The organism is Acinetobacter sp. FDAARGOS_494, assembly GCF_003812225.1.
GTDB classification, from domain to species: Bacteria; Pseudomonadota; Gammaproteobacteria; order Pseudomonadales; family Moraxellaceae; genus Acinetobacter; species Acinetobacter baumannii.
Genome location: NZ_CP033866.1, coordinates 450,721 through 462,514, shown reverse-complemented (window position 1 = coordinate 462,514; position 11,794 = coordinate 450,721). Strand labels below are relative to the sequence as shown.

Annotated in this window: 18 protein-coding genes; 3 read left to right on the top strand and 15 right to left on the bottom strand. The window is 38.9% G+C overall.

What is annotated here, in order from left to right:
• Positions 1 to 65: 65 nt before the first annotated feature.
• A complete protein-coding gene (locus tag EG365_RS02420) occupies positions 66 to 2,777 on the top strand; it encodes a M1 family metallopeptidase (RefSeq protein ID WP_223233531.1) in 2,712 nt (903 codons plus the stop codon).
• A 95-nt stretch (positions 2,778 to 2,872) separates the two neighbouring features.
• Here the strand turns inward: EG365_RS02420 and EG365_RS02415 are convergent, their stop codons facing one another.
• The 15 genes from EG365_RS02415 to EG365_RS02345 form a co-directional block, all read right to left on the bottom strand.
• The gene (locus EG365_RS02415) at positions 2,873 to 3,457 is read right to left on the bottom strand and encodes an anthranilate synthase component II (RefSeq protein ID WP_000925673.1); all 585 of its coding nucleotides are present in this window, start codon (positions 3,455 to 3,457) and stop codon (positions 2,873 to 2,875) included.
• A 114-nt stretch (positions 3,458 to 3,571) separates the two neighbouring features.
• A complete protein-coding gene (locus EG365_RS02410; RefSeq protein ID WP_000529848.1) occupies positions 3,572 to 3,841 on the bottom strand; it encodes a hypothetical protein in 270 nt (89 codons plus the stop codon).
• Entirely contained in the window at positions 3,842 to 4,324 is a 483-nt protein-coding gene (locus EG365_RS02405) for a methyltransferase domain-containing protein (RefSeq protein ID WP_000993703.1), read from the bottom strand.
• Positions 4,321 to 4,533: a hypothetical protein gene (locus EG365_RS02400; RefSeq protein ID WP_001290365.1), complete on the bottom strand. Its 213-nt coding sequence runs from the start codon at positions 4,531 to 4,533 to the stop codon at positions 4,321 to 4,323. The genes EG365_RS02405 and EG365_RS02400 overlap by 4 nt, the downstream gene beginning before the upstream one ends.
• Entirely contained in the window at positions 4,530 to 4,739 is a 210-nt protein-coding gene (locus EG365_RS02395; protein WP_000028959.1) for a hypothetical protein, read from the bottom strand. Before EG365_RS02395 ends, EG365_RS02400 begins: the two co-directional genes overlap by 4 nt.
• Positions 4,736 to 5,185, bottom strand: a complete 450-nt coding sequence (locus tag EG365_RS02390; protein ID WP_000566262.1) for a DUF551 domain-containing protein — start codon at positions 5,183 to 5,185, stop codon at positions 4,736 to 4,738. Before EG365_RS02390 ends, EG365_RS02395 begins: the two co-directional genes overlap by 4 nt.
• 3 nt (positions 5,186 to 5,188) lie before the next feature.
• Positions 5,189 to 5,434: a hypothetical protein gene (locus EG365_RS02385; protein ID WP_000654847.1), complete on the bottom strand. Its 246-nt coding sequence runs from the start codon at positions 5,432 to 5,434 to the stop codon at positions 5,189 to 5,191.
• A 1-nt stretch (position 5,435) separates the two neighbouring features.
• A complete protein-coding gene (locus EG365_RS02380) occupies positions 5,436 to 6,512 on the bottom strand; it encodes a hypothetical protein (protein ID WP_000789909.1) in 1,077 nt (358 codons plus the stop codon).
• A complete protein-coding gene (locus EG365_RS02375) occupies positions 6,509 to 7,630 on the bottom strand; it encodes an ATP-binding protein (protein WP_004793763.1) in 1,122 nt (373 codons plus the stop codon). Before EG365_RS02375 ends, EG365_RS02380 begins: the two co-directional genes overlap by 4 nt.
• Before the next feature lie 11 nt (positions 7,631 to 7,641).
• Positions 7,642 to 7,965 carry a hypothetical protein gene (locus EG365_RS02370; RefSeq protein ID WP_000181048.1) on the bottom strand — a complete coding sequence of 108 codons (324 nt, stop codon included), beginning with the start codon at positions 7,963 to 7,965 and terminating at the stop codon, positions 7,642 to 7,644.
• Between the two features lie 2 nt (positions 7,966 to 7,967).
• Positions 7,968 to 8,408: a hypothetical protein gene (locus EG365_RS02365; protein ID WP_001101029.1), complete on the bottom strand. Its 441-nt coding sequence runs from the start codon at positions 8,406 to 8,408 to the stop codon at positions 7,968 to 7,970.
• Positions 8,409 to 8,615: 207 nt separating this feature from the next.
• On the bottom strand, positions 8,616 to 9,119 hold the full coding sequence (locus tag EG365_RS02360; RefSeq protein ID WP_001129671.1) for a hypothetical protein: 504 nt from the start codon (positions 9,117 to 9,119) through the stop codon (positions 8,616 to 8,618).
• Between the two features lie 2 nt (positions 9,120 to 9,121).
• A complete protein-coding gene (locus EG365_RS02355; RefSeq protein ID WP_000048049.1) occupies positions 9,122 to 10,123 on the bottom strand; it encodes a hypothetical protein in 1,002 nt (333 codons plus the stop codon).
• Between the two features lie 50 nt (positions 10,124 to 10,173).
• A complete protein-coding gene (locus tag EG365_RS02350) occupies positions 10,174 to 10,389 on the bottom strand; it encodes a hypothetical protein (RefSeq protein WP_000370477.1) in 216 nt (71 codons plus the stop codon).
• Between the two features lie 20 nt (positions 10,390 to 10,409).
• Positions 10,410 to 11,072: a LexA family protein gene (locus tag EG365_RS02345; RefSeq protein ID WP_000212391.1), complete on the bottom strand. Its 663-nt coding sequence runs from the start codon at positions 11,070 to 11,072 to the stop codon at positions 10,410 to 10,412.
• A 113-nt stretch (positions 11,073 to 11,185) separates the two neighbouring features.
• Here EG365_RS02345 and EG365_RS02340 point away from each other — a divergent pair, with 113 nt between their 5' ends.
• Both EG365_RS02340 and EG365_RS02335 read left to right on the top strand, forming a co-directional pair.
• Positions 11,186 to 11,386 carry a helix-turn-helix domain-containing protein gene (locus tag EG365_RS02340; protein WP_001077693.1) on the top strand — a complete coding sequence of 67 codons (201 nt, stop codon included), beginning with the start codon at positions 11,186 to 11,188 and terminating at the stop codon, positions 11,384 to 11,386.
• A gap of 10 nt (positions 11,387 to 11,396) precedes the next feature.
• Complete coding sequence (locus EG365_RS02335; protein ID WP_000049346.1) at positions 11,397 to 11,759, top strand: hypothetical protein; 363 nt, start codon at positions 11,397 to 11,399, stop codon at positions 11,757 to 11,759.
• Positions 11,760 to 11,794: the final 35 nt, after the last annotated feature.

Here is an 11,794-nt window from a genome sequence, read left to right as displayed (position 1 = left end):
ATGATGTATGGATGCAGTGAAGTGGTACAGCATTTGCTGCATCTTTTTATTTAAAACTACAGAGGATAAAACCCCTTATGCTGGTCAAGCCTTCATTTAAAAAAAGATTGTTACTTACAACATTATTATCTTTATCGGCAACACAGATTTTTGCATCGAATAACAGTGAACAAATCCCGATTGGTAAATTACCCGAGTGGGTCGTACCCGAATCTTATGATTTAGATTTTAAGATTGATCCCGCACAAAAAGGCTATACCGGTAAAACTACGATTCATTTAAAGCTGGCTCAAGCCACAGATCACATCTGGATTCATGGTAAATCTTTAACGGTTAAAGATGTGAATATTACATCGGCAGAGGGCGTCAAAACCAAGGCAAAATATGAGCAAGCCTCTGAAATAGATGGGGTGAGTAAAATTAAATTTGCCAAAACCTTGCCCGCAGGACAGTATCAACTCGTTCTAGATTTTAATGCAGCGTATGACCAGCAGCTCGATGGTATTTATAAAATCGAGTTTGAGGGTAAACCTTATGTGATGACGCAAATGGAAGCAATTAGTGCACGCCAGTCATTCCCATCATTTGATGAACCACGTTTTAAAACGCCGTTTAATATTCGTTTGACGATTCCAAGCAAATATTCAGGTTTTGCCAATACCCAACAAACATCTGAGCAAATAGAGAAGTCAGGGTGGAAAACACTCAGTTTTGCACAAACCAAACCACTACCAACATATTTACTTGCATTGGCTGTCGGACCGTGGCAATTACAAAAAGGGCCTGATATTGGAGCAACTTCATGGCGTAAGCAGCCGATCCAGTTACGTGGTATTGCACCTGATACTAAAGCTGAAAAAATGCAGCAAGCCTTATCTGAAACGCCAGCCATTTTAAAAACTTTAGAAGATTATTTTGCCTTTGGTTATCCATTTGACAAGCTCGACTTACTTGCAGCACCAGACTTTGCTGCTGGGGCAATGGAGAACCCGGGGTTAATTACTTTTAGAGACTACTTGATGTTATTAGATAAGGACTCGCCAGTTTTTTTTGTACAGAATTCATTTAATGTCAATGCACATGAGTTGGCGCATCAATGGTTCGGTGATGTCGTCACGATGCCGTGGTGGGATGATTTGTGGCTAAATGAATCTTTTGCCACATGGATGCAAAGTAAAATTACTCAAAAATTACATCCCGAATTTAATGCTGACCTAGAACGTATTACAGACACCGCAGATGCGATGAAAAGTGACAGCTTAGTGAGTGTGCGCCGTATTCGTCAACCTATTTTAAGCAATGCCGATATTCAAACGGCTTTTGATGGCATCACGTATCAAAAAGGTGCGGCTGTTTTAAATATGTTTGAAAGCTATTTAGGCGAAGAAAAATTCAAACAAGGAGTGCGTAATTATATTAATAAGCACCAATATGGTAATGCGACAGCTAATGATTTAATTAGCGCTTTAGCAGAGCAGTCTGGACAAGGTGAGCGCTTTACTAGAGCGATGAAAAGTTTTCTTGATCAACCAGGTGTGCCTTTAATTAACACCGCATTACAGCAAGAAGGCAATAAAGTCTTTTTAAATGTGAAGCAAAGCCGTTATTTACCTGTGGGCTCAAAAGGTGATGCAAGAAGCCTCTGGGGTGTACCGTTATGTGTACGTTATGAAGTTCCAAATGCAGGTAGTAAAGTGCAATGTGAATTGGTAGACCAAGCAGAAGCCAAGATTGAACTCAAAGGTGCCAGCCTTGGCAGTTGGTATATTCCAAATGCAGATGCGGCAGGATACTATCAATTTAGTTTGCCACAGAAAGAATTTACTCGTCTGACTGCTGCTACAGAAAAGCTTTCTAACACTGAACAGTTGGCTTATGCCTATGCAATTTCAGCTGCATTTAACCACGGTGATATTAATTTATTGGCTGTCGTAGATGCTGCGAAGAAATTTGCCAATTCGAATAGCCGACAAATTAGTACAGCGCTGTTTTCCCAGTTAAGTACCATTCATCGTCATGTATTGAAAACAGAAGCTGAACGTGAACGTTTTAGAAAAGTCTTAGCTAATTTATATTTACCTAAATTAAATCAGTTGGGTTATGTCAGCAAAACAGACGAATCAGCTGAAGACAGTTTATGGCGTAGTGAGTTGGTTAGATTTCTTGCTCTAGATATTCAAGTTCCTGAAGTTCGTACCCAACTGTTAAAACAGTCAGATGCTCTATTTGCTCAAAAGCAGCTTAATTTTGCGCAAGTAACACCTGAATTATTGCCAACCATTTTAGCTGTACGTGTACAAGAAAAAGGTCAACCAGCTTTTGACCGATTGTCTGGAGAGTTACAACGCGTGACTCAACCGACACAACGTCTTGCAATACTTACAGCCTTGGGTTCAGCAAATCAAGAAGCAACGCGCCAACAAGCACGTCAGTTGATTTTAAACCCGCGTGTTAAAGTTGGTGAAGTTCGTACCGTGGTCAACTCAATCAATAGTTATGGAGATGAACAAGGTGGCTTATGGTCTTGGTTTAAAGTAAATCATGACGCTGTGTTTGATCGTTTAGGTAAATCTTCAGCTGGGCGTTTCCCTGCAATGTTCAGTGGGGCAGCTTGTACCCAACAACAAGCAGCACAGTTAAATGACTTTTTTGCACCACGAACTAAAGAGTTGGTTGGGGTAGAAAGAGGATTGAAACAAACCAAAGAACGTATTCAACTCTGCGAATCGCTGGTAGCAAAACAAGATGGGTCAATTGTGCAACAGTTAAAGTTGTAATTGATTCAGCCATAAAAAAGCCAACTGATCGTAGTTGGCTTTTTTATTAAGGGTTCTTATCAAATTACTTTAAAAACAATCTATTGACGGCTGACTTATGCGTAGATGTCTAAAAAGTTTTTAAAGATTTGATGGCCATGTTGGCTCAAAATGGATTCAGGATGGAACTGCACGCCTTCAACAGGAAGTGTCTTATGTTTAACGCCCATAATTTCTTCCATTGAGCCATCTGCTTCATTGGTCCAGCATGTTACTTCAAGGCAGTCAGGTAGTGTTTCTTGATCAATGACTAATGAATGATAACGAGTTGCCGAGAATGGGCTAGGAAGATTACTGAAAATACCTTTATTGCTATGGTACATATCAGATAAACGTCCATGCATCACCGTTTTGGCTCTTACAATTTTCCCGCCAAAAGCTTGCCCAATACTTTGATGGCCTAAACACACCCCAAGCAAAGGAATTTTTCCGGCAAAATGATTAATTGCAGGAATTGAAATACCTGCCTCGCTTGGAGAGCAAGGGCCAGGACCAATCACAAGATATTTTGGTTGCCATCGTTCAATATCCTCTAATGTGACTTGATCATTGCGAACTACTTTTACTTCCTGATTCAACTCGCCAAAGTATTGAACGATGTTGTAGGTAAAAGAGTCGTAATTGTCGATCATTAGAAGCATTTTAGATTCAACTCACTAATATATAAAGGGATTTTATTTTGGGGTGATTTTGATACTCAATTTGGTACTCAATATTGAAAAAGTACCTATCTCATTGTATAAAATAAAGCCACCTCAATAGGTGGCTACTTTACCAGATTCTTTTGTGTCTGTAACGACAGATTGCACGTAGGACAATAACCAAAAACTTTTTCGCCCATCCTTGTATGGCCTTTGGTATCTGCCTTCACGAATCCGAGCGTCTAGAGTTTCAGGTTCGATATTGAGCATGTGTGCAAATTCTTCACGACCAACTCGGCGTTCTTCTTTTGACTGAGCAATACGTTCAGCTACAGCAACAATCTTTTCTAGAATGCTAGCCTCTATTTTAACTATTTGTCCCATTTACTCCTCCTTACTTTCCGCTTTCATAAAAGTAATCCAATGTGTGTTACTGCGCTTTCCACTAATGTGGCCAAACAATGGTTTTTGATCTGTGAGCGCTAAAACTTCACTAACTTTGATTTGTGTTTCATTCCATTTGAAAATTAAAACACCACCATTGGCCAACACACGAAAGCATTCTGCAAAACCTTTGCGAATATCTTCGCGCCAATCTTCTGACAACTTCCCGTACTTGGCGGCTAGCCAACTTTGCTTTCCTGCTTTCACCAGGTGAGGAGGGTCAAACACAACTAAAGTAAATTGGCCATCATTAAAAGGCATGTTGCGAAAGTCCATCATCACATCCGGTTCAATCACTAAAGAACGACCATCACACAATGTATGTTCTTCTTTTCTGATATCACCATATACTACATTTGGATTTTGACGATCAAACCACATCATCTTTGAGCCGCAGCATGGATCTAAAATTTGTGCATTCATTCAACTGTCGCTCCTAAATCTAAATACTGCTGCGCCCATTCCTCTGCAATTTCTGAAAGAGTATCTTTCTGCTCTTCCTCATCCATCATTTCCCAGTTTTCTTCTTCGATCCAATCCGATAATTTCCCAAAGTCCTCACGATCGCCATTAGCCACACCAATAGCCAAATGGAAGCGAATTTTTAAATCTTTAAATGCTTTTTCACTCATCCCTCAGCTCCCGATTCAATATCCAACTTCATTGCACCTTCTTCTGGATATTCGGTCATCCAAAAGTAATAGCCTTTTCCACTGTGGCCAACTTCAAAGAATTTAATTGTTAGTTCAGTATCAAGTTGATCTAAATCTTTCTCACCATCTGGATTTACAAATTCGAGAAGGCTTTTTAGTTGATGACCGCTAAGTGTTATGCTCATTGTTCAGCTCCCGATACGTTTGGCACACTATGAAAATGCATCCAATGTGAAGGTGGATCATTTTGATAGTTTGCCCATACGCTATTTAAATCCTCATCAATAGTCATATAGTCTTGTTCTGGGGTGACATCAGGAGCATCTGCCCAACAAATAAGTACCATTATGTCAGTAGGTGGCAATTCATCATTCACGCTAATCCACGTTGGAACTTTGGATTTCATGAAATTCACGGCTTTTTTCCACATTGCCCAACCACTATTTACACGATGGTAAACATCAAAAAGGTCTTCTTCACTTAGATCAGTTTTGACGCCTTCAGCAATATCAAAACAACCAGCATTCATATCAAATTCGAGTACATCTAGATGTCCGGGAATCCAATATTTTTCTTTAAAGAAAGGTAATTGTTCAGACCAAAAAGCTTGTTTTGTTTTTAAATCAATCATTACCTAAGCCCTCAAATATTCTTCTTTAGTCCACTCAACAAACTCTTTATAAAGCTGCTGGGCAGGTTTATTTAATCGGTTGTGATAGTCGATCGTTATGCGCCGCCAAGCAACTGGTACCGCATAATGCTTTGTTAGAAACATTGCTTGGTCCATGCCTTGCCGGACTATTACGTAGCCCAGCAATTGCAAGTAGTACATAAAACCAAGCATGTGTTTTTGGCTCACTTTCTTGTACTGATCTTTCATGTTAGAAACCGTCCACTAATAAATAATCAGGGGTAGATTCTTGTTGAGTAGGTGTAGGATTCTCTAATTCATAGCGGCGTTTTCTCACATACCCCATTAGCTTCGGTTGAATCTGCGGATCTCGTGCAGCCACGTCTATTTCCAAAGCATCTAGCGTTGTAAGGTCTGGTGCAGTTTGGATTTGAACCATTAAAGAGGGTGGCTCATTAGCAGATGCCTTTTCTTTTTCTAGCTCTTCAAGACGTTTGTGAGTGGCGAGAAGGATAGGCTTCATTTGTTCGTCATCCCATGTGCGGGTATAACGATAAACCGCATTTACTTCTGCAGGTGTTTTTGACTCTTTTACACGCTGTAGAAGAGTATCTAGGGTTTGCTGATACTCATTGTTTTTTTCTTGCTCAGGTGTAGGCTGAGTTAAAAAATCTTCAGGTGAAGACACATAAGGTTGTTCTGTAATAACAATCGCACTATCTAAAGCTGATCCTATATTTTCTGAAATATCTTCGGATTGCACCAATGAGTCTTTAGAAGTAGTTACATTTGTTTGCTCAGTAATAACAATTGTAGGTTGTTTAACTTCATCAACAATTTCAGAAGTCTTTTCTACAACTACTGTCTGTGCACCTTTTGATTTCTTAGCACGCTGTTTCTTTGGTTCGTCACCTAGGCGAATAACACTAAAATCGTCACTAACTTCAAAACCTAACGCTTTAGATAGTGCTTTTAATTGAAGCTTGGCGTTTTCTGCATCACGTTGAACAAAGCCGCTATTAATAGATTCAATTAATGCGGTGGTTCTAAAATTCACGACGTAAATAGAAGGCGAATATGTAGTAATTACAAAAACATCCTGTCCCTCCTCATATTCATCAATAGTTAATGGCTTTGTGAATGTAATGCCAGCCAGCTCAATAGTTTCGATTTTGATGCAGAATTCAAAACCCGGTTTACCAAAAACAGAAGCGGGGAATTGATCTAAGTCAGAAAAGTCCAACATGTCTCCAATAGGACGACATAGAACAGTTTTACCTTTTTGAAGTGCTGCAAATGCTTCTTGAGCAGTTAAAATATTTTTCATGCTGTCATCCCCGTTTTCGCTAAGGTTTCAATTTCTTGTTTAACTGCCTTAAGTTTTGCCGCTTCAATTTGGATAAGGGCATCGATACCTAAGTGCTCACAAACTGTTTTTACATCGAGGCCACGTTCAGCAATAAAGTTTTGAAGTTCATCTCTTTGTTGATCTGAGATACCGTTAAATTCAGGTGGACTAATCCAAGTGCCACGTTGCTTATCAAACGTGCAATTCAATGCTTTAGCCCTCATTAACATTGCTTGGCGCATGTTCTGGTAATACATATGTTCTTTATCAAGCGACTCAGTTAATTGATTAAGGTCACCTGCATGCTCAGCTTCTTCACAGCTTTGTTTCCAGTTTTCTAGCTCTTCTTGGGCTTTAGCTGCTGCAAGTTGTGCAGGCGTTAAGGTGTTAATGTGATCTTTAGCTTGAGTAATCAGGTCAGCCAAGAAAGTAGGATGTGCTTTAAGATCTGGTACCCATACTTCACCAGTTTCACCACCTAAAGCACCTGAGTTTTTCGCATGATGTGTAGGCGAGGGTTTAAAATTAATAACGCGGGCATTTTTACCTTCACCTGTAGTAACAGTTGTTAGATAACCCATCACATCTGCGATACGGTAAAGCTCGTTACGGTTTTTACCACCTAGATCTGGTCGGTAAATAATTTGATCACCGTTTTGATCTTCTGAAGCGTGTGCAATGAAAACAACGTCTTTACCTAAACTGATCAAAGTATTGATGTATTGCTTGAACGTTTGGTTCGCTAATCCTTGAGCCTTTAACTTTAAAGAACCATCTTTTTGACGGTTATTTGCCGTAAGTAACAGGTGGGTTTTAATGCATTCAAGCATTGCACCCACGGTATCAATGACTACGGTTTTATAGGGTGCTAAGTCCTGCGGCGTAAGGTTTGCAACATCACTCCATTGTTGAACCTGTACAACCGCACCTCGACGTAATTCACCAGTACGGTGAGCACCACGGTCAAAGTCAAAAGAAATTGCTTTTTCCGCAGTAAAGCCCATCGATGATTTACCTAAACCCGGATCAGCGTATAGGTACACAATAATTGCTTGAACTAATAAAGTTTGGTCAGCAGTAATAATCGGTAGAGCCATTTTTATTATCCTTATCTTGAGCCAGTGAAGCCGCGCTTAGTTTTATAAGCTTTGCGGTCATAGGTAGGGATGTTTGTTTCACGCAGTTTTATAGCGAGCTGCTTTCTGCGCTGAAAATCGATTTCTTGGGTGAGTTCATTCCAAACTTTTGGATAAGAAGTTTGGAACCTGAACACATTTAAAGGCGTCTTAACTCCGTCTTTAACTTTGTAAAGAACTGAGCCATTAGCATTAGATGCGTACACTTGCCAGCCAATGCGAACAGAGTAGAGGCCCTTATCATCACGGCCTAAAAATGACATGTAGCCATCAGGGTGCTTTTTGAAATTAGTCATCTTTAAGCCTCCACCAACTTGTTACGTTCGATGAAGCCTTTTAGAAGACCATTGATGTTTCGGATGTCTTCAAATTCGGTGAAATCGTTATATGACTTACCATTAATGTCAGTGATTTCATTTACAGTGAGTTGGGTAATATCAACAGCGGTGAATTCAGAACCTGGAACGCCGTAGCTGTCTGGATAGGCTTCAAAATCAAAGCTAACGTTTAAACGGAAGCTATCTAATTTGATGACGGCAACGCCAGAATCTTTACCTGTGATTTTCGCGGTTAACACACCGTAAGTACTTGGTTGAATTTTAGGTGTAAAAAGAGTAGGTACTTCTTTTGTTTGGAAAGCTGGCTGCAATTGGCAAGCAACTAAAGAACCACCAGAAATTGCAAGAGCAGCCATGCTGACAAATGCAAATGAGTTGAAAGGAGGAGCTTTTACGTTCATAATTGATCTCGCAGTTTTGCAAAAGCACATCGGACCTGGGGAGGGGCGGTGTGCTTTTTTGTTGTCTGTGAGATAAATATCGCATTTCCGATATTATTAGTCAATAGGTAATCCGATATTTTTATAGAAAATCCGATTTTTTATGCTTTAATAGACAAAAGAAAACCCACACGGGGTGGGTTGGGTGAGAAGGGTAGTGTTTGATTTTTATTTATTGCTCATTACTTTGCTTCTGGCCTCTCTCGCCTCTTTACGAGCCTTAAGGGTTTTCTCAAGCATAGATATTTCTTTTAAATCACTCCATGCCAAAAAGAAACTTAATATTGAGGTTAAGCCTACAGATAAGACTAATGCTAAAAGATGCTGATTTGATAGTAAATTCAATTCATTGAAAACATACATTCCAAAAACAATCACTATAAATAAAATGGCAACATATAGTGATGATTTGCTCCTTATATCCACAGTGGACGTGAGGCGATCCCGCTCTGATTGATTTAAACCATCAAGCTTCAATGCATCGAGCATACCTTTGTAGGCTAGATAAATTTGACTTAACGGTAATAACAAAACAAAGGAAAATTGAACCAAGTTGATATTTACATCAAGGGCAAGAAATTTAAAAGTAACTGAAAAAATGACAAATAGAGCTACTAACACTAATGCAATAAATTTAGCGTTGTTGTAAAACGGCAAGTAGCGTTTAGCCATGATTAATCACCAAAATTAATATTGGTAGTCATCCAATTGTACAATTGAACTTTAAGGCCGTCGTTATAAACTTTATTATTGATTGTTTCAACAGATATTTTTCCACTCATCTTTAAGTTATCCGCTGTGACCTTAGTACCATCTTCAAGAGTTATAACATAATCATCATTATGTCTCATAGATGATGCAACAGTATCAATTACTTTTTGCCCGCTTTTGGATGTTTTTCGATTATAGGTGAGTGTTAATTTAAGCTTTAAATTAGCGTCATCAAGGCCATCTTCAAGTTTTAAATCATCCAAATCGACACCAAATGCAGTTTTTAAAACATCAACCACATTTTCTTCAATTTTGTAATCAATCTTAGCTGGTACGTTCGACTCTATTTTGTGAATCGGTTGCAATTCTGTTGATCCAATTCCAGATGAGATTGAGATGGTCTTGGCTGGCGTTGATTCCAATTTTTCTTTAATTGCCGGGTTCGGAGCATCTTTTAAGATTAAGGCACTATTCGCTGGTAAGGCTTTAGCTGCTTCACCCAAAAGCCAACCTAAATAAGACTCAAGAGTTCTTGCTGTTAATGATCTGGATTGAATAATTGCAACATGATTATCAATCACTCCAAAATATAAAACACTATCAATAAATTCTTTGCGCACTACTTCAACAGATTCATCCTCATCATCAGGTAAATCTTCCGTTAAGTAAGTTTTGATTGGGAATTCGGTAGCACTATCATTGTCTATTTTTAAAACAGCTTGAGCTTTACCAGACTCCACTATGATTAGCTCTCCAAAGAACATACTTTGATGTGAACTTGCGTGATTTATAAGGATAAAATCATCTTTAGTAGCCGATACAAATTGCTGCCTATTAATAGCTTTATGATAAAAAGAGTCTTTATCTAATAGTTGGGCTTTAAGTAAGTTTCCAAGGTTCGCGCCTTTTAGAAAGTCTACTTTTTTGTAGTGTACGGTTTTGTCTTTTACAACTGTCTTACTCATTATTTTCCCCACCCGATCTGTTGTAAAGACTGTGTCGGGTTCACAGTTTATTAATCTTTTGTGTTATTAATTTTCTGTCCTAGCTTTCCTTCTTTTACCAACTGCACGACCTGCTCATTAGTAAGCACAGGAATAAAGACTTTGTCGCCAATATCTTTAGAAAGAATCTTTACCTCTTCAGCAGTCAGCACCAAAGCTTCACCATGTTTAGCTGCATCATTGATACGAGCAATAATCTGGTTGATTGGTAGTTTTGAATTGTCCATATATCACCTAAAACCTTAATTTAACTTTTTCTAACACGCTTTGGACGTGATCCGCCTAATGGTCTAAATGCATCAATAACTAAGCCTACGAGCTCCATACCATCTTCAAATTCAATAATATTGGGATGGAAGTTGGGGTTTAATGCTTGCAAGTATTTGCGCTGGTCGCTTTCAATTACAAGCTTCTTAAAGGTTGCGTCTGAATTATTTCTAACAACGATGAGGTCATCAGCGATTAGATCGCAAACTTGATAGTTTGGATTAACTAAAATGTAGTCTCCCTCTTCATATCTAGGGGAATTACTTACTCCAACTACTCTCAAATAAAAACAACCATCTGGATCATCTGCACTAAGTGGTGGCAACCATTCATTTATTTTATTAGGATCGATAGCTTCTACTGATGTCATTGTCCCTGCCTGCACCCAAGAAAGAACGGGAATTAGTTTTTTAGTTATAGGCTCAACATTATTGTCAAACTTACTGACAATTCCTTTTTTTAGCTCTTCTGCGGTAACACCAAGTGCGGTAGCCAGCTCAAGTATAGAGCCTGTCGATTTGGCATTCCCTGTTTCGAGATCAGAAATTACAGATTGTTTGACACCTGACTTCATAGCCAGTTCTTTTTGAGTCATTTTCTTAGCTTTGCGAATTGCTTTTAAGTTTTCGCCCAAAGTAGCCATAAATTTGTCCATCGTTACTTCTATCGGAATTCTGATACATATTTCAATCGGTTTGGCTATTGAATAAATATCGGAAAACCTATATATTTAATAAAAATTATCGGAGACCGCCCATGAATCAATGGCAGAAGATGATCTCTGAGTTAAGGGAAAAGGGTCTTACTCAGACATTTATAGCCGCAGAAATCGGGTGCTCACAGAATTACGTTAGTGATTTAGAGCGCGGGTTATGTGGGAAACGCCTTTCATATGATCTAGGAAGAAAACTAGAAAATTTATGGAAGGAATATTGTTCAAAACAATTAACCGCTTAGGAACTAAACCATGAGCAAAGTATCAACCGAATTGAGTGCAAGTGCGAGAAATAGCATTACAAGGGTTTTACGCATTCTTGCAAACAGTAATAACTCCCAGATTGCTGAAAAGTTGGGGCTAGATCCAACTACATTTTCAAGATTTAAAAATGACAAGAAAAACAATGGCTTGTCAGATATTGAGAATGTTTGCGCAATGTTGGATTTGCTTGAATTAAAAATCGTACCGAAGAAATACAAGTTAATTCACAAGGAAAAGTTGGCAGCGCTTTTGAATCTATCAAAGGCTTATATGGGACGCCTAGGTTCAGTCGATGATCTTTTTCAAGATGACATTGAAGACTTTGGAATTAATGAAGAACTCGGATATTAAAAAACCGCTTCCTGCGCGAACAGGTTAGCGGTCAC

Coding starts and splice junctions, on each gene's coding strand:
- EG365_RS02415 (WP_000925673.1), bottom strand. CDS start 3,457: ATGCTTCTAATGATCGACAATTACGACTCTTTTACCTACAACATCGTT.
- EG365_RS02410 (WP_000529848.1), bottom strand. CDS start 3,841: ATGGGACAAATAGTTAAAATAGAGGCTAGCATTCTAGAAAAGATTGTT.
- EG365_RS02405 (WP_000993703.1), bottom strand. CDS start 4,324: ATGAATGCACAAATTTTAGATCCATGCTGCGGCTCAAAGATGATGTGG.
- EG365_RS02400 (WP_001290365.1), bottom strand. CDS start 4,533: ATGAGTGAAAAAGCATTTAAAGATTTAAAAATTCGCTTCCATTTGGCT.
- EG365_RS02395 (WP_000028959.1), bottom strand. CDS start 4,739: ATGAGCATAACACTTAGCGGTCATCAACTAAAAAGCCTTCTCGAATTT.
- EG365_RS02390 (WP_000566262.1), bottom strand. CDS start 5,185: ATGATTGATTTAAAAACAAAACAAGCTTTTTGGTCTGAACAATTACCT.
- EG365_RS02385 (WP_000654847.1), bottom strand. CDS start 5,434: ATGAAAGATCAGTACAAGAAAGTGAGCCAAAAACACATGCTTGGTTTT.
- EG365_RS02380 (WP_000789909.1), bottom strand. CDS start 6,512: ATGAAAAATATTTTAACTGCTCAAGAAGCATTTGCAGCACTTCAAAAA.
- EG365_RS02375 (WP_004793763.1), bottom strand. CDS start 7,630: ATGGCTCTACCGATTATTACTGCTGACCAAACTTTATTAGTTCAAGCA.
- EG365_RS02370 (WP_000181048.1), bottom strand. CDS start 7,965: ATGACTAATTTCAAAAAGCACCCTGATGGCTACATGTCATTTTTAGGC.
- EG365_RS02365 (WP_001101029.1), bottom strand. CDS start 8,408: ATGAACGTAAAAGCTCCTCCTTTCAACTCATTTGCATTTGTCAGCATG.
- EG365_RS02360 (WP_001129671.1), bottom strand. CDS start 9,119: ATGGCTAAACGCTACTTGCCGTTTTACAACAACGCTAAATTTATTGCA.
- EG365_RS02355 (WP_000048049.1), bottom strand. CDS start 10,123: ATGAGTAAGACAGTTGTAAAAGACAAAACCGTACACTACAAAAAAGTA.
- EG365_RS02350 (WP_000370477.1), bottom strand. CDS start 10,389: ATGGACAATTCAAAACTACCAATCAACCAGATTATTGCTCGTATCAAT.
- EG365_RS02345 (WP_000212391.1), bottom strand. CDS start 11,072: ATGGCTACTTTGGGCGAAAACTTAAAAGCAATTCGCAAAGCTAAGAAA.
- EG365_RS02340 (WP_001077693.1), top strand. CDS start 11,186: ATGAATCAATGGCAGAAGATGATCTCTGAGTTAAGGGAAAAGGGTCTT.
- EG365_RS02335 (WP_000049346.1), top strand. CDS start 11,397: ATGAGCAAAGTATCAACCGAATTGAGTGCAAGTGCGAGAAATAGCATT.